Source organism: Acinetobacter gyllenbergii CIP 110306 = MTCC 11365 (genome assembly GCF_000413855.1).
GTDB classification, from domain to species: domain Bacteria; phylum Pseudomonadota; class Gammaproteobacteria; order Pseudomonadales; family Moraxellaceae; genus Acinetobacter; species Acinetobacter gyllenbergii.
The window spans coordinates 76518-101167 of record NZ_ATGG01000007.1 but is presented as its reverse complement, the minus strand read 5'-3'; the positions used below and the strand labels follow the sequence as shown (position 1 = coordinate 101167).

Annotated in this window: 23 protein-coding genes; 10 read left to right on the top strand and 13 right to left on the bottom strand. The window is 39.7% G+C overall.

What is annotated here, in order from left to right; all coding sequences use genetic code 11:
• Window positions 1–16: 16 nt before the first annotated feature.
• The 3 genes from F957_RS17160 to F957_RS17170 all read right to left on the bottom strand — a co-directional run bounded on the left by F957_RS17160 (window position 17) and on the right by F957_RS17170 (window position 3546).
• Window positions 17–1381 (bottom strand): SEL1-like repeat protein, encoded by a 1365-nt coding sequence (locus F957_RS17160; protein WP_016540668.1) that lies wholly within the window; start codon window positions 1379–1381, stop codon window positions 17–19.
• Between the two features lie 102 nt (window positions 1382–1483).
• Window positions 1484–2947 carry a phospholipase D family protein gene (locus tag F957_RS17165; protein WP_171068254.1) on the bottom strand — a complete coding sequence of 488 codons (1464 nt, stop codon included), beginning with the start codon at window positions 2945–2947 and terminating at the stop codon, window positions 1484–1486.
• A gap of 182 nt (window positions 2948–3129) precedes the next feature.
• Window positions 3130–3546: a carboxymuconolactone decarboxylase family protein gene (locus F957_RS17170; RefSeq protein WP_016660159.1), complete on the bottom strand. Its 417-nt coding sequence runs from the start codon at window positions 3544–3546 to the stop codon at window positions 3130–3132.
• Between the two features lie 108 nt (window positions 3547–3654).
• Between F957_RS17170 and F957_RS17175 the strand changes: the two genes are divergently transcribed.
• A complete protein-coding gene (locus tag F957_RS17175; RefSeq protein ID WP_016540671.1) occupies window positions 3655–3975 on the top strand; it encodes a winged helix-turn-helix transcriptional regulator in 321 nt (106 codons plus the stop codon).
• Window positions 3976–4112: 137 nt separating this feature from the next.
• Here the strand turns inward: F957_RS17175 and znuD are convergent, their stop codons facing one another.
• Window positions 4113–6191: a zinc piracy TonB-dependent receptor ZnuD gene (znuD, locus tag F957_RS17180; protein ID WP_016540672.1), complete on the bottom strand. Its 2079-nt coding sequence runs from the start codon at window positions 6189–6191 to the stop codon at window positions 4113–4115.
• A 137-nt stretch (window positions 6192–6328) separates the two neighbouring features.
• Here znuD and F957_RS17185 point away from each other — a divergent pair, with 137 nt between their 5' ends.
• From F957_RS17185 to F957_RS17200, 4 genes are all read left to right on the top strand, one after another.
• Entirely contained in the window at window positions 6329–7099 is a 771-nt protein-coding gene (locus tag F957_RS17185) for a DUF4184 family protein (protein ID WP_016540673.1), read from the top strand.
• A gap of 144 nt (window positions 7100–7243) precedes the next feature.
• Window positions 7244–9025: an aspartate--tRNA ligase gene (gene aspS, locus F957_RS17190; protein ID WP_004652455.1), complete on the top strand. Its 1782-nt coding sequence runs from the start codon at window positions 7244–7246 to the stop codon at window positions 9023–9025.
• A 190-nt stretch (window positions 9026–9215) separates the two neighbouring features.
• Complete coding sequence (locus tag F957_RS17195) at window positions 9216–9437, top strand: hypothetical protein (RefSeq protein WP_005269244.1); 222 nt, start codon at window positions 9216–9218, stop codon at window positions 9435–9437.
• Between the two features lie 4 nt (window positions 9438–9441).
• The gene (locus F957_RS17200) at window positions 9442–10305 is read left to right on the top strand and encodes a lysophospholipid acyltransferase family protein (RefSeq protein WP_016660158.1); all 864 of its coding nucleotides are present in this window, start codon (window positions 9442–9444) and stop codon (window positions 10303–10305) included.
• 22 nt (window positions 10306–10327) lie between these two features.
• Here the strand turns inward: F957_RS17200 and F957_RS17205 are convergent, their stop codons facing one another.
• Genes F957_RS17205 through F957_RS17220 form a run of 4 tightly spaced genes read right to left on the bottom strand, consistent with a single transcriptional unit; the run spans window position 10328 to window position 13887 of the window.
• The gene (locus tag F957_RS17205) at window positions 10328–11479 is read right to left on the bottom strand and encodes a glycosyltransferase family 4 protein (RefSeq protein ID WP_016540675.1); all 1152 of its coding nucleotides are present in this window, start codon (window positions 11477–11479) and stop codon (window positions 10328–10330) included.
• Window positions 11480–11499: 20 nt separating this feature from the next.
• On the bottom strand, window positions 11500–12279 hold the full coding sequence (locus tag F957_RS17210; protein ID WP_016540676.1) for a glycosyltransferase: 780 nt from the start codon (window positions 12277–12279) through the stop codon (window positions 11500–11502).
• Between the two features lie 37 nt (window positions 12280–12316).
• The gene (locus F957_RS17215) at window positions 12317–13081 is read right to left on the bottom strand and encodes a glycosyltransferase family 25 protein (RefSeq protein WP_016540677.1); all 765 of its coding nucleotides are present in this window, start codon (window positions 13079–13081) and stop codon (window positions 12317–12319) included.
• Window positions 13078–13887 carry a glycosyltransferase family 25 protein gene (locus F957_RS17220; RefSeq protein WP_016540678.1) on the bottom strand — a complete coding sequence of 270 codons (810 nt, stop codon included), beginning with the start codon at window positions 13885–13887 and terminating at the stop codon, window positions 13078–13080. The genes F957_RS17215 and F957_RS17220 overlap by 4 nt, the downstream gene beginning before the upstream one ends.
• A 680-nt stretch (window positions 13888–14567) precedes the next feature.
• Here F957_RS17220 and F957_RS17225 point away from each other — a divergent pair.
• Both F957_RS17225 and F957_RS17230 read left to right on the top strand, forming a co-directional pair.
• On the top strand, window positions 14568–15470 hold the full coding sequence (locus tag F957_RS17225; RefSeq protein ID WP_016540679.1) for a hypothetical protein: 903 nt from the start codon (window positions 14568–14570) through the stop codon (window positions 15468–15470).
• A gap of 78 nt (window positions 15471–15548) precedes the next feature.
• Window positions 15549–16445 carry an LPS biosynthesis protein gene (locus F957_RS17230; RefSeq protein ID WP_016540680.1) on the top strand — a complete coding sequence of 299 codons (897 nt, stop codon included), beginning with the start codon at window positions 15549–15551 and terminating at the stop codon, window positions 16443–16445.
• A gap of 18 nt (window positions 16446–16463) precedes the next feature.
• Here F957_RS17230 and F957_RS17235 read toward each other — a convergent pair whose 3' ends face one another.
• The 3 genes from F957_RS17235 to F957_RS17245 form a co-directional block, all read right to left on the bottom strand.
• On the bottom strand, window positions 16464–17375 hold the full coding sequence (locus tag F957_RS17235; RefSeq protein ID WP_016660157.1) for a glycosyltransferase family 32 protein: 912 nt from the start codon (window positions 17373–17375) through the stop codon (window positions 16464–16466).
• Window positions 17376–17448: 73 nt separating this feature from the next.
• Window positions 17449–18207 carry a glycosyltransferase family 25 protein gene (locus F957_RS17240; RefSeq protein ID WP_016540682.1) on the bottom strand — a complete coding sequence of 253 codons (759 nt, stop codon included), beginning with the start codon at window positions 18205–18207 and terminating at the stop codon, window positions 17449–17451.
• Window positions 18208–18210: 3 nt separating this feature from the next.
• The gene (locus F957_RS17245) at window positions 18211–19209 is read right to left on the bottom strand and encodes a Stealth CR1 domain-containing protein (RefSeq protein ID WP_016540683.1); all 999 of its coding nucleotides are present in this window, start codon (window positions 19207–19209) and stop codon (window positions 18211–18213) included.
• Window positions 19210–19582: 373 nt separating this feature from the next.
• On the opposite strand from F957_RS17245, the gene F957_RS17250 reads away from it, so the two are divergent.
• Genes F957_RS17250 through F957_RS17260 form a run of 3 tightly spaced genes read left to right on the top strand, consistent with a single transcriptional unit; the run spans window position 19583 to window position 22691 of the window.
• A complete protein-coding gene (locus tag F957_RS17250; protein ID WP_016660156.1) occupies window positions 19583–20464 on the top strand; it encodes an ATP-grasp fold amidoligase family protein in 882 nt (293 codons plus the stop codon).
• A 35-nt stretch (window positions 20465–20499) separates the two neighbouring features.
• Window positions 20500–21669, top strand: a complete 1170-nt coding sequence (locus tag F957_RS17255) for a nucleotide sugar dehydrogenase (RefSeq protein WP_016540685.1) — start codon at window positions 20500–20502, stop codon at window positions 21667–21669.
• Window positions 21666–22691, top strand: a complete 1026-nt coding sequence (locus tag F957_RS17260) for an NAD-dependent epimerase (protein WP_016540686.1) — start codon at window positions 21666–21668, stop codon at window positions 22689–22691. The genes F957_RS17255 and F957_RS17260 overlap by 4 nt, the downstream gene beginning before the upstream one ends.
• An 86-nt stretch (window positions 22692–22777) precedes the next feature.
• Here the strand turns inward: F957_RS17260 and F957_RS17265 are convergent, their stop codons facing one another.
• On the bottom strand, window positions 22778–23533 hold the full coding sequence (locus F957_RS17265; RefSeq protein ID WP_016162601.1) for a hypothetical protein: 756 nt from the start codon (window positions 23531–23533) through the stop codon (window positions 22778–22780).
• A gap of 175 nt (window positions 23534–23708) precedes the next feature.
• On the bottom strand, window positions 23709–24635 hold the full coding sequence (locus F957_RS17270) for a branched-chain amino acid transaminase (protein ID WP_004652473.1): 927 nt from the start codon (window positions 24633–24635) through the stop codon (window positions 23709–23711).
• Window positions 24636–24650 lie beyond the last annotated feature (15 nt).

Sequence of the window (24650 nt, the reverse complement as noted above, 5' to 3'; positions counted from 1 at the left end):
CTAAAAAGCAGCCGACTCATTTAAACCAGCTTTTTATCCGTGAGACCAGCCTGTGACTTAAACCAGACGGTTCAGCGCTTTCATCAAAAAGAGCCTCAATTTTCGGCTGTACCTGCTCCTCATAGCGTTGTGTTGCAGCAGATAAAGCCAGCGAAAAAATTTGATCCCAATGGCTGGTCGTCTCAAGGTCGAATTTCAGTTGGTCTGCTAGTTGATGGTTTTCTTGAATCCCCAAACCACCTCTTAAAGCCACAACTAAAACCGTTTTTACTTTGTTATCAATGCTGCCATATTTAAGTGCCAGTTCAGCCCATTGCGCTTGTTCCTGTTGTTCCGTTAACGTTACCATCCATTCAATCGCATCTAGACAACCTAACTCGCCGGCTTGCTGAAAATATTGCTTGGCACGCTCAGGATCATCCTGAGTGTAATAACGCCCTTTTTCATACAAGGCTTGCGCATGTTGCTGTTCTGCCGCAAGGGTAAAATAGTGTTCAATTTCATCACATTCATCGTCACTGAGATCCGCTTTTCGATCTAATTCATAAGCGTAAGCATATTGTGCGACTGGCTGCTTCAGCTCTGCCGCCATTTTTAAATGGCTGAGTGAGGTCTCTGCCAATCTTGGTAGTTGAAGCCACGCCTCAGCTGCACCTAAATCGGCCTGTTGTTGATAAAATTTTTGCCGCCACTGCCACAATTGCTCTCGGTTTTGTTCTGAAATATAGCTGGACTCATCACTGCGAAGGAATTCAATGATTTTCTGGATCTGTCCTTGTTGAAAAGCATGCTCCAAATCATGCATGAGCTCTTGCTGTGCATGTTCAAAATGGGTCGTCCATGTCTCGGTATCACATAAGCCAAGTTGCTTCAACTCTTCATCATCACAGTGTGACAGATACAAACTGGCACTCAGTTTTTCACCCTGATTCCAAGCTTGATAGAGATAGGGAATTGTCTCAATGTCCGTATAAGAAACACCATGTCGACCTTTAATGAGGAGCGCTTGGGTATTGCCCTGTGTGCTTAATTGATCTGTAATCTGATGTAATTCTTCATAAAGTTGCTCGCTAAGGTGGTTGTCATAGCCAACTGTATCGAAAATCGTATTTTTTCTTTTGAATAAATCAAACAGCATAGTGATGGCTTGGGTATGACCCAAACGTGCTGCTCGAAGCCAATATTGATCACGATAATACATATTCGGAGGCAACATACAGTCCCCTCTCTCATGATCATAAAACAAAGCCAGTTCAAATAATGCTTGTGGATCTTCTTGCTCTACCAGTATTTTGAAAAGTTCAACCGCCTTGACGGAATCAATTAAAGTATCGTTGTTGCCATAACTGAATGCCAAAGCTTGTTGTAAAGTCTCAACCATTTATTATTGTCCATTTTTATATTGTCTAGCTTCTAAATACATTAATATTCAATATATTAATGTATTTAGAATGCCTTCTATCCGCTTATGTCCGAGAGCCAACTAGAAGGTCGATAAACCCGACCATTCCATAAAACGATACAGCCAGTATTTCGCTTTTGACTCATCGGCATATTTTGCATAATCCACGGTGATTTGACGGCCATTGGCATTTGTCCATGCTGCATCAAAATACAGCCCTGCATCTTTAAAAACTGGCGCTTGTGCTGCACCAATCACGCGCATATCGGTTTCAAGATTATAATTTTTTAAGTTGCGTGCGGTTAAGTTGGCAGAGCCGAGGATAATCTCCGCTTGCTGAGCATTATATTTGAGTAGCATTTTACTGTGGCATTGTTCGCCACGGGTATCACACCAGCGAACTGGTATACCAACTGCATTCAGCTCCGAAGCCACTTGACGATTGGGAATGCCATTCTTTTGACGACCAAACGCATCTTTATTGGGGTCAAGCATAATACGAATGTTGACACCACGTTGCTGCGCCTGCTTGAGTGCATCAATGATATTGCGTTCCGATAAATAGAACATCGCCATATCTAGATGCTCTTTGCTCTTGGCGGTTTCAATCATTTTCACAACGGCATCATAAATGGCTTTTTCGGTTAGGACTTGCACTTGCGGTAATGTTTTATCTTCGGCAAGTCCGCCCATAATCACAAATGGGCTAGAACCATCAGACATATTGGCCACTGCTTGTTCAGTTTGCAACACATCAATCGCTGTTGGACCATCCACCACCAAGGCCACATTGCTATGATGCGAACTACCGTCATGTGGATTGGCAGAAGTCACCAAGCTTTTCCAGCCATCCACAGTATCAACCACCAAGGTTTTACGGTGATTGGCTTTGAAATTAAAAAGCTCTAAATAACTCCGTAAGGTAATTTTATCATTGCCAAACGGACTGCTTAACCAACCGCCCTCAGGATTATTACCTAAGTTTTGACAGCAGATATACCAAAAACCAGACCAAAGCGGATTTGAAGCACGTAAAGGCTTTAAATTTGTCTCAATCACATCTACGCCCGCTTGACGCAACTGCAGATAATGCTTTGGTGTTAGCCCACCATAGACCGAATTAATCGGATCGGTAATCACCACAACTTCGACATTTGGATGCAAACGACGCTTTACGATTAAGGCATCAGTGAGCTCCTGCATCAAAGGAAATTGTTTGACCTTGGATTTCCCTACTTCCTGATTAAACAAGAACATATCCAGCACAATGGTACTCTGTGCCTGATCAATCAACTGAAACACTTCTTTGAAGATATGCTGGTCAACGTGTTGTTGGCCCTGTGCATCGATATAGGTCTGATCGGCCAAGAATTTCACATTGGCATGACGCAACTGACCGGTAAAATCCAATCCTTTTGGGAGTGGTTTTACGCTGTGATAAATTGCCGAAGCAATGTATCCAATCGCAAAAATACACAATATGACTGCCATGTAACGTCGACCTGACCAGTTTAATTTCCGATGAATTCGTTGGAAGATGCGCATATAAACAAAAAAAGCCCTAGCCTAATGGTTTAAGGCTAGAGCTTATGCTTTGATTTTTCAATGCTAATTTAGTGATTGTTTACAGAATTAAAATTCAATTAAGTGTATCCAGATAGGCTCTAACAAAGCTATTACTCCAACTAATCGTGCAACATCACTCCAGCGTGACATATTAAAAAGAGCTAAACTTTCTCCCCCAAGGCGATTCTTAATCGATTTAAGCCACCCATCAAGGCAATACTACTGGTCAACTCAACAATTTCCCTGTCATTAAAATGCATAGGCAACTGGCTTTTAATCGACTCAAGCTGATCAGATAAATGGGTCATTGCTTCTGCCCACGCCAAGACCAAACTTTGTTTCTCTGAAAAGGCATTTGAATGTTTATAACCTGGAATTTTATCAATTAGCGCGGGTGCAACGCCCATGTCTCTCAACTCTTGTGCATGATAGGCACAGCAATAGGCACAGCCATTGATTTGGGAAACATATAACTCAGCTAAAGCAATCAAACTGGGATCTATCCCTGAGGATCTGATCGAAGCATGTGCGGCGTACAAATGCTGAATGGTTTTTTTTGCAATGTCTTTATAGTCCATCATCACATCACTCATATCGAAGGAAAAATCATTATTCAGGATGTGGTATAAATTGTAAATTAGGCATTATTTTGTTATATAGGTAACTTTTATATACTTAGATGTATCATGAAAGATAATATTTCAGGATGTTCAGTTGAAGAAGCAATGACGGTATTAGGTGGTCGTTGGCGCATGCTTATTATTTCGTTTCTGTTAGAGAAACCAATGCGTTTCAATGAACTACGCCGAGTAATTCCGAATATATCGCAAAGGATGCTGACCTTAGAGCTACGATTTTTAGAAGAAGAAGGTTTTGTTTTAAGAGAAGTGTATGCACAGGTTCCTGTCAAAGTTGAATATTCCATCACGGCTGAAGGTCAACACCTAAAGAAACTGGTCGATGTATTACAAGAAGTGGGGATATGGTTAAAATCGCGAACATCCTAAAAAATGCTTGCGATCGAGTTAGCTTCATTCATAAAGTGCTGCTATACAATTCACCTCCTCAATAAAAAAGCCATTCGCCGAAGCAACATCTCATGCTGCTGGCGAATGGCTTTTTTACAATTCGATTTTAACTTCGCTTAGAAGTTAAAATTCACCCCAACTGTGAAATTACGCCCGACTTGTGGAATGGTCGATAAGAATGACGCATGTTGATAAACCTGATCATCCAGCAAGTTATTGGCATTCAGGAATACACGATAATCTGTAGCCTTACTATATTTACCTGTATATGCCACACCTAAATTCAACATGTTATAGCTTTGAGTATCGGTCTCATAAGCCGCAATCTTGTCTTGCTGGAACACATGATAGTATTCTGCTGAGCCACTAAAGCCATCGCCAAAATCAGCATTCACTTTAGTCCCTAGACGGCCTGCTGGTACTCGCGGTGCATTTTCATTGTCGATTTTTCCACGCACATAGTCACCAAATACACCGACTTTATACATGTCTGTGATCTGATAACCTGCCTCAGCTTCAGCACCGTAGAAACGAGCCTGATCTTGAGTGTACTGCACCAAACGGAAATCTTTATAACGATCTAAGGTTTGGGCATAGATATAGTCATCAAACCAGTTGTGATAGACATGTACATGGTAATCAAACTTGTTATTGTCATAATGGAAACCGAGTTCCACATTATTGGATTTTTCTTTCTTCAATTGATCATTACCTAGTTCATAGGTATTGGTCGCAAAATGTCCACCATTGGCATATAGCTCTTGCGCTAAAGGTAAACGTTCTTGATGTGAAGCCACTAAAGAGAGTTTGTAATTGGGCGCAAACTCCCAATTTGCAGCGCCTGAAACAGAAAAGGCTGAACCGTCGAAATCTTTTTTGCTCGAATCTTCAATATCAATTTTTTGTTGGTCTGCACGTGCTGCCACTTCAACATGGACATCATTGAACTGTGCATGCTCTAAAGCAAAAATGCTCCACTTTTTCGTCGTATTTGGTGCCAAGAACGCTTCTTCACCAGTGAGTTCTAATTTTTGTTGACCATACTGGGTTCCAATCACCCCTTCCCATGGCCCAATTGGATTATGCACCAACTCTAAACGACCATCATAACCTTTGTTTTTAAAGCGAGTCGCAATGGTATCTTCTTCAATTTCATCATGTTTATAATCAGTATAGCTGGCCTGAGCGCGTAACTTTTTAAAGCCCGTAAATGGATCATTCAGTTCAGTACGTACATCATAACGCTCAGATTTCAGATCAATCCAAGGCCCTGCCTCATGTGCATGATCATGGTCGTGATCGTCATGCCCATGATCGTGATCATCTCCGTCTTCGTGATCATGGTCACCACAGTGTAAATGAGGACGCCCAGAGAGATGGGCACTACAGCTCTCATATTCATGGCTATGTCCAGGCAGACCATATTTATCTTGACGATTGCTATATGAAATTCCGGTAAAGCCACGGTCATAAATCCAAGATAGGCCAACATTCACTGTTTCGCCTTTGGCAAAAGTATTGCCGACACGGCGTTCACGTTCACCTTCATGCACATAGTTCGGCGCGATATAGTCATTGGCTTCACGATTTAAACCTTCCACACGTAAAGCCACTTGATCACCCAGAGCAACGGTGACCCCAGCAGTTGCCAGCTTTTCATCACTACCCGTGTTGTAACGTAGACCCACATTACCTTCATAACCATTTTCAGGCATTTTGGTTGGAATCTTACTATCGGTCACATTCACCAAACCACCCACGGTTCCAGCGCCAAATAACAAAGTCGATGGTCCGCGAATCACTTCAACCTGTTGAGCCAGTGCAGGGTCTACAGTGACCGCATGATCAGGAGATAGCGTCGATACATCAATGTTTTCAGAAGAGTTTTGCAAGACCTTTACGCGTGGCCCATCTTGCCCACGAATCACGGGCCGGCTTGAACCCGCACCAAATTGATTGGAATAAATCCCTGGTTCACTGCTCAATGCCTCACCAATGGTGACAGCCCCCTGTTGTAAACGTTTTTGATCCACTACGGTATCGGCGACAGCAAAATCTTTCGATGTTTGCTCTAGTGGATGCGCTTTAATTCGTATTGTCTCTAAGCTTGTCACTTGCTCATTTTCTGCTGCAAACGTAGATACAGATACAACAGCTAAAATAGATAAGGTCAAAATATTCTGTGGAAATGACATATCGTGTCTCGAATCAGTCGATCGTTATTTTTGTTATATTATAACATTTCATTTATTTTGCAATAAAAAACAGTGCAACAAAGAACATTTGCTACACTGCTTCTCCATGATTCAATGAATGGTCGTTTTTCAACGATATGCCTTTTACACTTTCACATGCAGTCCTTGCCCCACCCTTATCTAAATTAAGTCAGGGTCATTTGCCTGTCGCAGCCTTGGCGATTGGCTGTATGACACCTGATCTTTATCGATTATTTACCCAAGAAAATATCACTTTGACCCACCAATGGTCAGGTATCTTATTTCCGAATCTACCGATTGGCTTATTCTTTTGCTTATTGTGGTATTTCATCTATCGCCCTGTGACCTATCGCTGTCTTGAAATCAAAGATCCTTTAAATATTCACTCACTGGATGATTTTATTTCTTTCAGCTTTCTCAGCTGCCTTGCGCTGATACTGGGGATCAGCACGCATTTGATCTGGGATGGACTCACCCATCTCGATTTTCGAAGCTTTGCTTTCAAAGAACTGCTGGCTCAGAACATCTCACTGCTGGGTTTTCGTTATCCATTACATTTTATCTTACAGATCGGGTCATCCATTATTGCTTTGCCGTTCCTAGTGAGAATGTGCTGGCATTATTATAAGCGTCATAAACATCAGCATCCTGTCTCAGCTAAACTCAAAGGATTTGCTCTACTCAGCGTCATCCTGTCCATCTTATATGGACTGTTTTCAGTTTTAGACTATAGCCGTCATATCAGTGCTGAACTTTGGAACAGTGAGCGCTATTTTTTTATTGGTAAATCGATCAATGAGTTTACACAAGCGGGATTAACTGTCTTTACCATGGCTTGTCTAGTGTTCTTGTTTTTAGATCGGACCAACCGTCTAAAATCATTTTAACAAAAAGCGTCTGTTTAAAATTCGCTTGAAAAGATTAAGACTTGAGACTATACGTTCAACAAGGCATAATCTCCCCTTCATTGGTGCTGCGCTGTTTACGCATTCACCTTCTACAGCCAATATAGTTTGGATATATAATTCAATATGATGCGCACTCATTACTGTGGCTCTTTAACAGAAGCCCAAATCGATCAAACTGTGACTTTATGCGGATGGGTTCACCGTCGCCGTGACCATGGCGGTGTGATTTTCCTTGATATGCGTGACCGTGATGGTCTTGTACAAGTCGTGATCGATCCAGATACTCCTGAAGCATTCGCAACAGCAGATAAAGCACGTTCAGAATTTGTATTAAAAATTACAGGTCGTGTTCGTCGTCGCTATGAAGGTACTGAAAATGCCAACATGGTGAGTGGTCAAATTGAAGTTTTAGGTAAAGAGATTGAAGTTCTTGCAGCTTCTGATACTCCGCCATTCCCATTGAATGACGAAAACACCAATATTTCAGAAGAAATTCGTTTGAAATACCGTTTCTTGGACATCCGTCGTCCTGAAATGTTAGAGCGCTTACGTTTCCGCTCTAAAGTGACCAACTTGATCCGTAACTATTTCGAAGATCATGGTTTCTTAGACGTTGAAACACCAATTTTGACACGTGCTACACCAGAAGGCGCACGCGACTATTTAGTGCCAAGCCGTGTTTCAAATGGTAGCTTCTACGCACTTCCACAATCACCACAATTGTTTAAACAGTTGCTGATGGTAGGTGGTATTGACCGTTATTACCAAATTGCGAAATGTTTCCGTGACGAAGATTTACGTGCGGATCGTCAGCCTGAATTTACCCAAATCGACGTTGAAACATCGTTCATGAGTGACGATGACATCATGGATCTAATGGAAGGCTTAACCGTTAAAATGTTCAATGAATTATTGAATGTAAAATTCGATAAATTTGAACGTATGACGTATGCCGACGCGATGCGTGACTATGCATCTGACAAACCAGATATGCGTATTCCATTGAAACTGGTTGACGTTGCAGACTTGATGCAAGACGTTGAGTTCAAAGTCTTCGCAGGCCCTGCAAAAGACCCTAAAGGCCGTATTGTCGCTTTACGTGTGCCAGGTGCAGGTTCATTGCCACGTAGTGCGATTGACGAATACACTAAATTCGTAGGCATCTACGGCGCTAAAGGCTTGGCTTACATCAAAGTCAACGAACTTGAAAAAGGTATCGAAGGTCTTCAATCTCCAATCGTTAAATTTATCGAGCCAATCGTGCTTGATCTATTAAAACGTGTTGGCGCTGAAAATGGCGACATCGTGTTCTTTGGTGCAGATAAAGCTAAAGTTGTAAATGATGCGATGGGCGCACTTCGTGTGAAAATCGGTCATGACTTGAAGCTAACGACTTGCGAATGGGCACCGCTTTGGGTGGTTGACTTCCCAATGTTTGAAGAAACTGATGATGGCAAGTGGACTTCTGTTCACCACCCATTCACGTTGCCAAAATCAAGTGTTGAAGAAGTGAAGAGCAATCCAGGCGAAGCCCTTTCTGTTGCCTACGATATGGTACTGAACGGTACTGAAATCGGTGGTGGCTCACTTCGTATCTATACTTTAGAAATGCAAAAAGCAATTTTTGAAGCTTTAGGTATTGGTGAAGAAGAAGCAGAAGAGAAATTCAGCTTCTTATTGAATGCATTACGTTACGGTGCGCCTCCGCACGGTGGTTTGGCATTTGGTCTTGACCGCTTAATCATGTTAATGACAGGTGCTTCTTCGATTCGTGATGTAATTGCATTCCCGAAAACCAAGACAGCTGAATGTCCTTTGACGCAAGCACCAGCGCCAGTTGAAGCAAATCAATTACGTGACTTAGGTATTCGTTTACGCGAAAAACCAAAAGCTGAAGAAAAATAAACCCTGCGTTTATGATTCAATAAAAGACCCTGCTCCATGCAGGGTTTTTTATATCTATACCATCCCTTTGCTTTTAAGAGATGAGGAACAATTATAGCGCCGCAAGGAAAAGGTAAAATAAGGATTTATACTTTGCGAACATGTCCACTAGTGGCATAATAGATTGCTTTTTTATTGAGAGATCCGTCTTATGGCAATGCGTCCTGATGTACGTCGACATGCAATTGTAATTATTGTATTTTCACTTGCTCAATGGTTTTTCATGCGTTACATCTTGGCCAATGAACTCTTCAATATGGATACCAACCAGCGCATTTTATACTTCTGTGTAAGTAGCTTGGCGGGTGCTTTACTGATTTTTGTCGCATTAATCTATATGGTGCTTAAGGGCAACGTCGATAAGCAAGACTAAGATCATGTCGTTTTACACTACCCTACTCCGTATTCTCCCTTTAGCATTTTTGCGTAGTATCGCAAAAGTGGCGGCCTACTTTATCAATCAAAACCCCAATAAAAGTATGCTGTGGAAAACCAGAGTCAATTTAGGGCTAGCTTACCCACAACTGAGTCTAGAACAAAAAGAGCAGCTTGCGAGAGAAAGCGTTACCAAGCAATGTCTCAGTTATATTGAATCTGGAAAATGCTGGGCAATGCCACCTGAATGGAGCATTCAACAGATTCATACGGTGCATCATTTGGATGTATTAACCGATGCGCTCAGTGACCCAAGAGGTGCACTGATTATTACACCGCATCTGGGTACATGGGAAATGATGAATGCATGGGTACACCAATACGGTATTCCAACTATCATGTATAAACCCATGAAAGATTCAGGATTTAATGCTTTTGCCTTGCATGCCCGCCAACGCCTCAATGCAACTTTGGTTCCTACCGATGCATCTGGTGTAAAGGCCCTGTTTAAGAATCTAAAACAAGGCGGTTTCAGCGTGATTCTACCCGATCATGTTCCTGATCCCTCTGGCGGTGTCGTGGTTCCTTTTTTCGGAATTCCCTGCCTCACCAGCACACTCGCCAGTAAAATGGCACAGAAAACCCAATGTCGTCTAGTCGGATTAAGTTGCTTCCGTCGTGAAGATGGAGAAGGCTTTGATGTGTACTGTGATGATTTGAATGATCCGCAGTTATATGATCGAGATATTGAGGTTGCTACAACTGCACTCAACCAAGCGGTTGAACAGATGATTAACCGTTTTCCTGCTGAGTATATGTGGGGCTATAAACGGTTTAGGGGTAGCAAAACCAACCACTACGCCTAAACCACGCACAGACGCGCTCTAATCACTTGTTTAAGGTACGTAGCACTGTGGTCCGCATATTTTCCTGAAAGTCTTCAACACTATGTCTATCTTTAATATATTGAATCGCTTGTTGGCCTAATTTCTGACACTTTTCATCATCAAGCATTAGGCTTCTAATTGCATTGACAAAAAGGTCAACTTTATCAAAACCATCTCCAAGAACATCCCCAACATGAATACCAAACTTCTCAGTCAACGCTTCTGGATTACGATTACTTACAAGCAATGTACCGAAAGACAAGGCCTCTAGAAATGAGATCGGAAGTGCCTCATGAATGGAAGTATTCACCAATATTTTAGCATCTTTCAAATATTGCTCTTTTTCTGCCCCATCAACATGACCAGCAAAATGCAAATTCTCAATTGCATAATAATCCTTCATGATTTCAGAGTTTTTTTCATCTTCTCTAAAAGTTTGACCTAATACAAAAAACTCATACTCGGGCATTTTTTTAGCAATTTCACAAAACAACCAACCTCGTTTTACCGACTCAATTCGACCTAAAAAAATAATCATATTTTTTTTCTGGTGCGTATCAAAATGAAAACTTTCATCGATATCAATTGGATTTGGTAGATACTGGATATCAACATCATCATTCAATTGATATAAATCTTTCGCTTTTTGATTTAAAAAATATCCTTGAGATATAAACTTAACTCGGTCTTGTTTATACCATTCATGGACCAAGTCATATATTTTTTGATTATAATATGAGGTTTCTGGGAATAGCTTTACGGTATTAATTTCATCCCACTCATAGTGAGGTCTTGGGTCTTGAACCCATAGAATTAACTTCTTGTTCGGATTTGGTTCATGTTTTAAAACATAACCATATGTGAGTTCAATGCTTAAATAGAGATCGTAATCTTGTTTTTTTAACCATTGTTTTGCAAACCACTTGCTGCGAGGTAAACGGTAAACATTCACATCATCTACTGGATACGACTCAGCAAAAAACCTGCGCTTTCCTCGTCCAAGCAAAACATCTACCTGAAAATCCTCATTCGGAAGATATTTTGCAATATGCCGTCTAGCTAAAAAACCATATCCGCCATAAGCAGTACCAACTGCACCAAAAAACTCATCAATAATTAGGCCAATTTTGATTTTTTTCTTTTCGACACTCATGTTAAATTTTTACTCTGCATTTAAATTTCATTTCTAAACATTTTGGCCAAAATACTGTTTGGAGCAATTTTATCCAAATCTAAATTTCTCAGCATCTCATTATACAAATGTATACCAAGCGTTCTCGTACTCGTAATATCTTCAATACTTAAGCCTGAATCAGTCAATTGACCAATACATTGATAATGTACGGGATAGAACACATCTATAGGCTGGATAAATTCAACTAAGTTTTGTGTCTTTACAAAATGAGTAATCGCATCAGGGCCTATAACGCCCCATGGCATATCTGCGATATGCTGACCTATACCTAACATTTTTTTGAGTTTTAAGCGTTTTTGACGAGATTTTTTATACCATGGAGGTACAAAAAATGGGTTATAAGCAGCATCCAATAAAGCGGCTAACAAGTTACTATCCTGAGGCATTGCTAATACTGCACCATTGATCTTATGATCACTTTCAAAGCCCAATAAATATTGAGACTCAGGAATCTCAATAGGCTTTAAACAATAAACATCACAATCAACATATATTCCAGAAACTTTTTTTAATAACTCATATCTAAACACATCAGAAAAAAGTGCATAACTTCCTGTTTGATTATGTTTAAAAATTTTGTCTGCTGGAATAATTAGATTTGCATCAACACACTCTACACCTTCTGGTACATCAGTAATTGTGTCATAAGCATGTAACAAAACCTTATGCCCACGCATCACAAATGATCTCAGGCAACAACTAGAAATCTGGCCTAAGGTTTTGCCAATCCACAGCGCATGAATCGTTGGAAGTTCCATTGGTACCTCATCAGTCAAATGCATAAAACATTTAAGACTATTTAAATTTTATTTTAACTTTGAATGGAAGTCGATAAAGTTGCAAGAATGCTCGTATAAGCTCTCTCTTCACCTTCTGCAGCAGATTTTTTTCTTTGACTTTCTCTGTATTTCGCCACGATAAACTCGATTTGAACTTTTTAGTTTCTGGATATAACAAGTATTCCTGAATACAGAGAGCGGGGTTCATTTGATAAACAGAATATTCTCCATCCTGTAAATATTTTTTAAACATTATTTGGTCAATATGATCAACTGACGCTAATGCTTTTACATAGTTAAATAAACTTTTAGCTGCTTTATTGGAAAGAATATATCCGGCCGTACCAAAATTAGCATTTAATAATTTTGAGATTACCCGACCATGCTCTACTGTCACTTTATTATTAATTGATAGATAATTAAATTTAGAATTTTTTTCGAGTTTTAAAATTTCCCATCTACCCTTAATCCATTGACTATTCACTAGAAAGTCATTGGCACGCTCACCCAAATAGATATCATCTTCAAACACTGCAATATAGTCCATCTGTTCATCAATTGCTTTCTTCCAAAGCAATACATGACTAAATAGACATCCTAACTCGCCTTTACTTAGACCACTGTCAAGAATAGAAATTGAATACTTTTGAGCAAGCTCATCAATCTCTTGCGGTTCAATCGCATCAAAAAATTGAAAAGGGATATCCTTACAAGCAAATTGTTCCTGTATATGTAATCTACGATCAACTGCAGATTTTAGACTAATAACAAAACTTCTCACTTATAAGTTACTCGACACGCAAAAAAGATAATTTTTAACTGTGCTGCAATTCGAGCTATTTCAACCAATGCTTTTTGCAAACCACCAACTTTATTGGCTCTCATTCTTTTCTTTCGTTCAGACGTTAACTGACTTCTAAGCTGTACGCTACTTGAACGGTAATGAAGAATCGTATCTTGAATACACAATGCAGGTTGCATTTGATACATTTCAAACCCATGATTTTTAACAACATATTCAAACATGAAATTATCTAAGGGAATAATGTAATCAATTTTTTTAATTTCATTTAGTAAAAATTTTGCCCCTTGTAAAGACAAAATATAACCCGCTGTACCCAAGTTTTTGCCAGGTAATTTATAAATTGCTCTGCCAACATCAGGAAAGTCTTTACATTTAGAGCCTAAGATCACTTTGGGTGTAAAAGCCTCTAATTTGACCAAATGCCAATCGTTTTCAATCCAATCAGAATGATTCAAAAAAAGATCTGCTTTTTCCCCTAGATGAATGTCATCTTCAAAAATTGCCATATGAGGAATATTTTCATCTACGATTTTTTGCCATAGATGAACATGACTCATAAAACATGCGAGCTCGCCTTTTGCAATATAACTCTCATGTATACTTAATTTCATCACCTGAGCATCACGAGCTGCAATATCAGGGGTCACTGCATCAAAAAAATTAAACGCTATTCCCTGCCCCTCAAATTGAGATGAAATATGACTACGGCGCTCTGTAGCGCTTGAAAGGCTTATAACAAACTTTTTCATACTGATGGAAAATTCATAAAAATTAGGCGACATGCCTACAGGCCATAAGGATACTGTTTTTTCATAATGATGTACATTATTTCGATTACCTAAGCTTACGATCTTTATAAGCCAATGAAATGAGTGATCTACGCTTCAAATAGAACATTAATTGAGGACATATTCATTCAATATGACTTGCAACAAGCGTGCCTTTGCATCAGTTTGTTATGGTAAGTTAGATGTGTTTTTCTAAAGACCAATATTAATTTAAATCAAATACTTCTGCTTTTACAGCAATTGATTAATTTGCATTTTTTAAATATATCCCTTTTACAATTCATACACAGCAAAACATAATCTTGCAACTAAAAACACAGGCTCAAACTTTTATCAAAACCCCATCAAGTTAGATTAAAAACCATTGATAAACATCGCCTTTATTCAAATAAAATATCTATCCAGCTCAAATCATTAATTATTTTTAATATTTTAAAGTTTTTTCCTCTTTAAAAATAGAATGACAACAAAATGGCCGTTATAAATCAAAATCTATAAACTATAGGGACAACATCTAAATAGCACTTTAACTCCCATATAAAATATATTTATTATCATTACATTAGCTCACACAAAAACTTTATAACACAATCAAAAATTAGAGAAATATTTCAAAAATAACCGCGCTTTTTAGTTATAATCGAAGGCAAAGCCTTAAAAAATGGAAGCTAGGAATGTCTAACTCCACAATTAAAATTTTTGTTGGTTGCGATCCGAACAACTGTGACTTAGAACAAATGATGGTTCTGGACTATAGTGTCCGCAAGCATACCAATCATCCAGTTGAAATTATATGGATGCAGCTTAGTCACGATCCGAATAGTCCATGGTATACCAATCAGCAAACTGGTGAAGGTTGGCATACAGCACACTGGGCAACCCCTTTTTCAGGTTTTAGATGGGCAATTCCAGAATCATGTAATTTTGAAGGTCGTGCCATTTATATGGATGCTGATGTCGTCGTACTCTGCGATATTGCAGAATTGTGGGCGCACCCTAAAAAAGATGATGCAATGGTGATTGCCAAAGGCGGAAAGAACTCAGCCAGACTCTGTACTTGTGTTTGGGATTGTGAGAAAGCCAAAGCATATCTTCCCCCATTAAAAGAGATTCAAGCTGATCCTGAAAGCCATAAAAAGCTGATGCGGCTTTTAAAAGACAAACCCAAATTAGTTCAATCTTATCAAGACTCCTACAATAATATTGATGGTGAAGATTTAGCTGTTGATCAAATCAAAATCCTGCATTATTCAGATATGGGTACCCAGTTTAGCCACAAGTATTCATTACCACGCCTAGAGGCTGCAGGTCAGAAACATTGGTTTGATGGTAAAATTATGCCGCATCCACGTGAGGATTTGACGGAACTATTTGATCAATATTATCAAGAGGCGATTGCCGCCGGTTATCATCCAGAGAACTATCGTATTGAGCCATTTGGTGATTTCTCTAAAGCATCCCAAATACATTATCGTGGCAATAAAGTGACACGCCCAGAAGATAAAAATTGGTTTGCACGCTCCCTTCACAACCTAAAAACCAAGTTGAAAAAGAAAAGTTTTTCTTTAGATGACTAAAATATAATTGAAACTAGATCAGCTCTAATCCGCTATCTAGTTTCATTACTCTTGATGATTTTATAAATGAGTTTTTAAATGGTTCACTTCTTTTCAGGTCGTATTTCTAGAAGTATTTATAAATTGATTTATAAACTTTTCTTCCCTAAAGTAGCAAAACACAACCGTCGCTATTGGCCACTTTATAGTGTTGAACGCGACTCACAGAATCGTATTGAGAAAATTTATTTTAAGAAAAAACTGGTTTCTAATAATCTCATTCCCCCACAAGTTTCGCATAAAAAATGCACGCTGGTCGCAACAGGCCCTTCGATTCAACAACTAAATCCTGAAATTCTGCATCAAAGCGATCAAGATTATATCGGTGTAAATGGTGCTATCGCATTTGATTCAATTCCATTTTCCAGTTATGTCATTATTGACCATAACTTTGTGAATAATCGTTTCGACCTAGTTCAAAAAGTCTTGAATAGCGATTGCACGTTTTACACCACACCTCGTTGCCTAGACCTGATTTTAAGACATGTTCGGATTGAAGATCTTCATTGCCAAATCAAAACTATTGAAACGATTACTGACGGTCAAGTCGAAACCTTTTTAGACCATGCTAGACACTTTGATCAAAATGAAACTGACTTCTTTATTCACAAAGGCATGGGTTTTTCACTTGATATCTATAAAGGGACTTTTGACTACTTTACCGTGGCTTATGTAGCCCTTCAGATTCTCTATACACTGGGGTATAAAGAAATTTATATCGCGGGTTTAGACATGAATAATTTTTCTCAACCACGTTTTTATGAAAGTATTGGCGGACAGCAACCGACCACCTTAAATCATCATGTCGATGACGTATTTCAAGCCTTTGATGTCGCGGCAACGCTATTTAAAGAAAAAGAGATTAAAGTTTTTAACCTGTCTCCAAGCAGTGCTGTACAAGCATTTGAGAAGATTGACCCGAGCACCTTGCTTTAAACCCTGAAAGCTCTTGTTTTAGATATCGAGTAATGAACCTTCTAGATACATGCCTTTTTCATAATAATGACTCAGGGTTTTCCTTTCCTTTCCTGCAAGCTTAATTAGCTTTGGCATTTGCTGAGGCGGGTAATTGATTGCCATATCAATTAGCACTTTTTCTTTCACCCATTGATGTTTCACTTGGAAAAACAGGGCATTTTTGTCACAGTTAATTAAGCTCATACTTGGCAAATGACGACGCATCACCTTCTGACAAGCCACGTAAGCGACTAAATATTCTAATCGACCAATCTGTTGAAACAAATCTTGATAGTCTGGCTCGGTTTCCTTAAGCTGCTGTAAATACGCTTTAGGCGTCATTTCAATCGCTTGGGCCAATTCATCAAACCAATATTTAAAGAAGATATTTTTCTCTACACTGGCCAGTAACCAATTCTCTAAGACGGGAAATTTTTTGAGTGTTGTATTCTTGGCACGGTAATAGGCAAAGCTGTTGGTATGATTCTTCGCAATCAGTTCCTGAATCCAGTCTAAGCTTTCATAAACCAGGATGCTTGCATCCAACCAAATTCCTCCATGCTGATAAATCAACTCAAAACGGAGCAAATCGGCCTTTTGTTGTGGTGTTGCTTTTGGGAAACGATCAAAATCAATATCACTAAAGTTTTTCACTGTATCTGGCGTGAGAAAATAAACCTCATAATCCGGATTGGTCTTTTTTACTTGCTCAACACATTTTTCGACAAAGCCTGAAAGTGAACCTTCCCAATACATCCAGATTTTTTTAGGAATTACGGCATCCTGCACAATCGGATTGAGCACAATCAAATCCGCCTCGTTATCCATCGCGTCGTTTAACCCTCTCTGTTTATTCGAATACATCGTATAAAACTTTAAGAGATAGAATATTTTTTTAAATATCTTCATAAGGAAACTCAGCTAAAAACCAAAACACGTGTGCATTTCATTTCACGACAGGCATTTGCATAAACTATTCGTATTAGAAGAAAAGATGCTTAAAAGCATAATAGCGATCACGCCACATCCTTTTCTGCTTCTTTAATCCATGAGAGGAATCGCGTTTTTCTAAATCTTTACGCTGAATGCCCTGTGTCGCAACCGTACCTAAAATATCACTATCCAAGCCTGCAGGTTTCACAAAAGGCTGCCAAACGCCTAAGCCTTTCCCATTTTTACTCAGCCAACCTTGGAAAAAGAGATCAACAGGCACATGTATTTGTTTGCCAAGTTTTACAAATTCTTCAGCCCCTTTACGAGACCACAGCAACCCCACCCCACGAATCGGAAAATAGTAGGCATGCCACAGGTTAAAACCATCCATCTGCACAATATCTTTAGCGAGCTTTTTCTTTTTAGCCGCCATATTCACCACGTACCAATCTAGCTCTTTATGCTGATCTAGATACTTGAGAAGTGAATCAAGATTTTGCTTAAAATTGGGTAGAACCTGAATATCATCTTCTAAAACCACCAAATAATCGGCATCGGTTTGCAGAAATTTTTCAGCACAACCATAATGACTCAAATAGCATCCCAGCTCTGAATTAATCAGGCTACGCCCTAAAATTCGCTGTGCCTCAGCATCATCGTACTGTTTAAACTCAGATAGCGCTTTACCACGACCATCGTAGGCTGAAAAACGGGTAAATGGCCAACCTTCTTGCTGTAATTGCGCTGTTGCACTGGCTAAGCGTTGATCACTCCCATCAAGGTTGATCAGATACGTTTCAACTTTCATCATTTATCCTTTGGCTGTTTCAGCCAATAAAACTTTGGGTATATAACCTGCCAACTTATGATTTAAAGCTGCATAAATTTGCTTTGCTGCAGTGTCACTCAATTGATCCAGACTTTGCATACACCCATATTTAATCTGTTCGTTGCCCAAGTTTTGTAAGAAACTGCTTAAACTGCTTTCATTTTTCAAATAAGCAAGATCAAGATCAGGTTTCAACACAGCTTGATTCTGCTGAATTTTTAAATGATTCATCAATGAAATCGGATTGATTTGTTCTACACTGCGGAACTTATACTGAATCTGTTTTTGCAGAAATGCTGGGTGCGCGAGTAAATAATCACGCAAAATCTTGCGATCGACCATATGTGGATAATGATGAATTTCAAAGAACTTTTTAAATCCCAGCATATCTGCACCTAACATTTGTGCAATCATATGTTTGGGTTGAATGGGTTTGGCAAAATATTGATTTAAAAGCTGACGGTACCAAAGCTTGGCCTTGAGCACAAAACTGCATTCCCAATGCCCGTAAATCACCATTTTCTGATCAATAAGAATATCTTCTAATTGCGCTGGCGCGTTAAAAAAGAAATCATCATTCAAATAGAAAAAGTAGTCAGATACGCCCTGAATATTCCAGAGCATGGTTTCAATCGAACGGGTATTGAAAGTTGGAAGATATTGCTCATAACCCGCAAAGATTTCACGATGATCAACAATGCGAATCTTGCCTGCTTCACAAATCCCATCCGTCACAAAGTCATCAATCCATTGCGGTTGCTGACCATCTGTCACAATATAGATATGTCGACAAAATGGCACATATTTTAAAATAGATGCAACGTTATAATAAATTTCATGGTTGCTGGCAAAACGGGTATCACTGACGGCATCAGAAGCTTGTGTTTTGCCCTGATACTGCATGCGCTTCTGTTTTAACTTCGGATCATTGCCATCCACCCAAGCAATCACCACATCAACCGGTTGCATCATTTCACTCATCAATTCACTCTTAAACGATCCGAAAGCCCGAAAATACGGCCAAACATGCTTAATCTAGGTGAATATGATAACACCACTGATCTGTTCACAGGCAGTCTCTTTTCGTAATGACTAGCATCTTGATGATCTAATCATTCCATATAAATCAATCTATTATAATTGTTTAAATTTTCATATCTATAAGGGGCTTCTACAACATTCAATTCAGCCAATTTAGCAACTTTATTAATCCTTACTTAAACCTTGCAATCCCTAACAAAATCAAACCTTTTGGAATCATTTTCCATCAATATTTACGACATTTTTATTAGACGAATTTAGGTATTTTTATTATAATTACAGGTTACTTTGATGGGATTTAATCTTTTGACTGATGATTTATAATTACTTTGAGTATCAAGCAAAAATAATTAGAACTAAATTTGTTTCAGATAAAGCGTATCTGACTAAACGGTTTATCTGCAAATTAGGTTATACCCCTAATTTTTGCTCACCAAAAAGCTTCAATGAAAAAGTCACTGCCCGCATGATTTTCGAGCGAAGTCCCCTATTCACAAAATTAGCGGATAAATGCGCTGTTAGACAGCTGGTTTCAGCCAAAGTGGGTGATGCCTATTTTGTCCCATTGATTGGCATTTATAAATGTATTGATGAGATTGATTTTAACCAGTTACCCAATCAATTTGTTTTAAAATGTACCCATGACAGTGGCAGCGCCATGGTCTGTCGCGATAAAAGCAAATTTAGTGTCGAAGCAGCAACAGCTAAAATCAAAAATCATCTCAAAATGAACATGTATTTTAGAAAGCGTGAATGGCACTACAAAGATATTTGCCCTAAAGTACTGGTGGAAGAATATGTCGAGCTCTATGTCGATCCTGCCAGTCAATCCACCATTACCACATGTCGTGTGCACTGTTTTGAAGGCCGTCCCGAATATCTCGAAATTGATGTGCAAGATGCTCAAGGCAATGACTACTCAAACATGTATGATACACAATGGGCGTTACAGCCATTTCGGGTCGATCTTAAAGAGAACTCACCTTCAGCTCTAGCTGCCCCGAAACAATTGCAAGAGATCATTCAACTGTCAGAAAAACTTTGTTTTTCCTATGGTTACAGTCGGGTAGACTTCTTACTCTCTCAAGATCATGTGTATTTTAGTGAAATCACGCTCACTCCAAATGCAGGACGAATGGTAATTACCCCTGTAGAATGGGATTTAAAATTAGGTGCATTGTGGCTATCCTATTAGCCGTCCATCATGTATTTAGAATCTGTTAGGTACTTATGAAAATAGCCATTGCTGGAACAGGATATGTCGGGTTGTCAAATGCAATGCTATTTGCACAACACCATGAAACCATTGCACTTGATATCCTACAAACTAAAGTAGATTTACTGAACAACAAAGTATCACCGATTCAAGATCATGATATTTCACTTTTTTTAAAAGAAAAAAAGTTAAATTTCACAGCAACGACAGACAAGCAGCTGGCTTTTCAAAATGCTGATTTTATTATTATTGCCACACCAACTGACTATGACCCTCAAAGCAACTACTTTAATACACAAAGTGTAGAAAGTGTCATTCAGGACGTTCTCGCAATTAACCCTAATGCGACCATGATCGTCAAATCTACCGTTCCTGTAGGTTTCACCGAACAAGTCAAAAATAAATACCAGACTGAAAACATTATTTTCTCACCTGAATTTTTACGTGAAGGTAAAGCACTGCACGACAACCTCTATCCGTCTCGTATCATCGTTGGGGAACAATCTGAACGTGCGCAGCAATTTGCCGATTTACTGGTAGAGGGCGCGATCAAACAGGATATTCCTGTACTTTTAACTCATTCAACTGAAGCCGAAGCGATCAAGCTGTTTGCCAATACCTATTTGGCAATGCGTGTGGCATTTTTTAATGAGCTGGATACTTATGCACAAAGCTTTGGCCTAGACACCAAACAAGTGATTGACGGGGTCTGTCTTGACCCACGTATCGGTAGTCATTATAACAATCCATCTTTTGGTTACGGCGGCTATTGCCTGCCCAAAGACACCAAACAATTACTAGCAAACTACAACAATGTGCCCAGCAATCTGATTAAAGCGATTGTCGACGCCAACAGAACCCGCAAAGATTTTATTGCCGATTCTGTGCTTGCACGAAATCCAAGCACAGTGGGTATTTATCGTCTGGTGATGAAGAGTGGCTCAGACAATTACCGTGCCTCTGCGATTCAAGGTGTGATGAAACGTCTCAAAGCCAAAGGCATCGAAATCATTATTTATGAACCCACCTTCCATGAAGACAGTTTCTTTAAGTCCAAAGTGACCCAAGATCTGAATGAGTTTAAGCAATCGTGTGATGTGATTATTGCCAATCGCCTCTCCAGTGATTTGCTCGATGTACAAGATAAAGTTTATACCCGAGATATTTTTGGAGGCGATGAATGAAAGTTCTAGTCACAGGTGCTGCTGGATTCATCGGCTTTAGTGTTGCAAAAAAACTGCTGGAACGTGGTGATGATGTAGTCGGTTTTGATAATTTTAACGATTATTATGATCCATCCCTAAAAGAGGCGCGTGCTCAGCAATTACAGTTACTGGCTGAACGCAACGATACTGGAAGCTTCACCCTGATTCGTGACAATCTCGCCAATAAAGCAGTGGTGGATCAATGTTTCCAAGCGCATCACTTTGATCGCGTGATTCATTTGGCAGCACAGGCAGGTGTACGTTATTCGCTTGAGAATCCACATAGTTATGTGGAGAGCAACCTGATTGCATTTACCAATATTCTCGAAGCCTGCCGTTACGCAGCAACACCGCACTTGACCTATGCCAGTACCAGCAGTGTCTATGGCGCCAACACCACCATGCCTTTTAGTGAACAGCATGGCGTTGATCATCCACTGCAATTCTATGCCGCAACCAAACGCGCCAATGAGTTAATGGCACATAGCTACAGTCATTTATTTAAATTACCTACCACAGGGCTGCGTTTCTTTACCGTCTATGGACCGTGGACACGCCCAGATATGGCCTTGTTTAAGTTCACCAAGAACATTTTTGAAGGCAAACCAATTCCTGTGTTTAATCATGGCAATCACACTCGCGACTTCACCTATGTCGACGATATTGTTGAAGGGATTATCCGAACCAGCGATAAGATTGCCATGCCTGATGCCACGTGGGACAGCAACCACCCAAACCCCTCAACCAGCAATGCCCCATTTAGGATTTTCAATATTGGTAACAACCGTACGGTGAAACTGATTGAATATATTCAGGCGATTGAAAAAGCAGCGGGTAAAGAAGCGATTTTAGATCTGCTTCCTCTCCAACCAGGCGATGTACCAGACACCTTTGCCGATAGCACTGCGCTAGAAAACTATGTGGACTATAAACCAGCCACTTCGGTGGTCGATGGCGTGAAAAACTTTGTCGATTGGTATCGCCAATACCACAATATTTAACACCCCTTAAAGCAAAAAAATCAGGCATTCTGCCTGATTTTTTTATTCGATTCATCCATTCCATTTCAGGATGAATAACACTTGGATTATTGCCAAGACTCTTTAATCCAATCCGATGGCAACACATAACGATACCACTTACCACCACCACCACTGATCGCATCAGGTGGATTGATTTCACCATGGAAAATAATAATTTTTGCGCCTTTGGGTTTGATAGGCGGTTGGAAATAAGCAAATGGCACTCGTCTTAAACAATGGTATTTATAGCTTTTGCACCAGTCTTTATTCCAATAGCTCAGTTTGCCTTCTTTATGTACAAACCAAGATAGATACTCTTGTTCATTACGGAATTTTTGACTGATCTCATTAAAGTTTGCACGGAAGTACGGCAAAATGTCAGGGAAAGCACCCAGTTTGAAACGATAAACCGAACTATTGCCTGTGATTCGCCAAGGACGTTTCCAATCGTGAATCACCAAAAACTCACCTTCCGCTTGGAAGAAGCAATCAATATTATCAATGATCACCACATCCAGATCGAGAAATAGCGCATTGCCTTTTAAGCCATACAAATCTGGCTCAAAAGTCGAGAGTTTATTCCAACCACGCTCAGGGCTACCTGCAGGCAAATCTAGAGATGGAATCGGAAAACATTGAATATTCGGGTCAATACCTTCGGTACGATCCGTCAAGCACACCATTTTAAAAGGCAAAGTCAAATGACGTTTGACCATGTTATACAAACGGTTGACGTACTCAGCACCATACTTGGTTCCCCACTTCATGCACAAGATCACATTGTCTTCATGAGTTGCCGAATTTTGTTGAATATCTACCATCTGATAACCTTAAATGCTTGAGATACGAGGCTCCACTTTGTCCAAAAAAACAAAAGTGTTCAATCATATGCACTGAATATACGCTCATCTTAGCATAGAGCGGATTGTTTTTTTTAGTATTAATTCGTCAATAAAAAAGCGAAGCCTAAGCTTCGCCTTTGTGCACGATTACAGCTTATTTAATATAAGTTAACCAGTGTGCATATTTATCATTGCGACCTTGTACTGCATCAAAGAAGGTCTTTTGAATTACAGTGGTAATCGGACCACGTGAACCACAACCAATTTCACGGTCATCATACTCACGAATTGGCGTCACTTCTGCAGCAGTACCGGTAAAGAATGCTTCATCAGCGATGTAGAATTCATCACGAGTAATACGACGCTCAACCACTTCATAACCAAGGTCTTTAGCAATGGTAATCACGGTTTGACGAGTAATCCCTTCTAATGCACCACCAGCTAAATCAGGGGTATGCAAGACACCATCTTTAATCAGGAATACGTTCTCACCTGCACCTTGGCAAACAAAGCCTTGTGGGTCAAGCAACATTGCTTCGTCATAGCCTGAACGTGCCACTTCCTGATGTGCCAAGATCGACACCGTATAGTTACCACATGCTTTTGCTTTACACATAGTCACGTTTGGATGGTGATGCGTGAATGAAGAAGTCTTCACACGAATACCACGCGCCATTGCTTCTTCACCCAAGTATGCACCCCAACCCCATGCAGCGACTGCAGCATGAATAGTGTTGTCTGTTGCAGCAATACCGAGTTTCTCAGAACCAATCCAAATTAATGGACGCAGGTAGCAAGATGCTAGTTTATTTTCACGAACCACATCAATTTGTGCTTGTTCTAATGTCGCTTGATCAAATGGAACATTCATCTGATAAATTTTTGCTGAATTTAATAAGCGCTTAGTGTGATCTTGCAAACGGAAGATTGCTGTACCATTTGGGGTTTCATAAGCTCTGACGCCTTCAAAGACACCCATACTGTAGTGTAGTGTGTGAGTTAAGACGTGAATTTTTGCATCACGCCAATCAACTAATTTTCCATCTTGCCAAATAAAACCATCACGATCAGCCAAACTCATCGCACATACTCCATT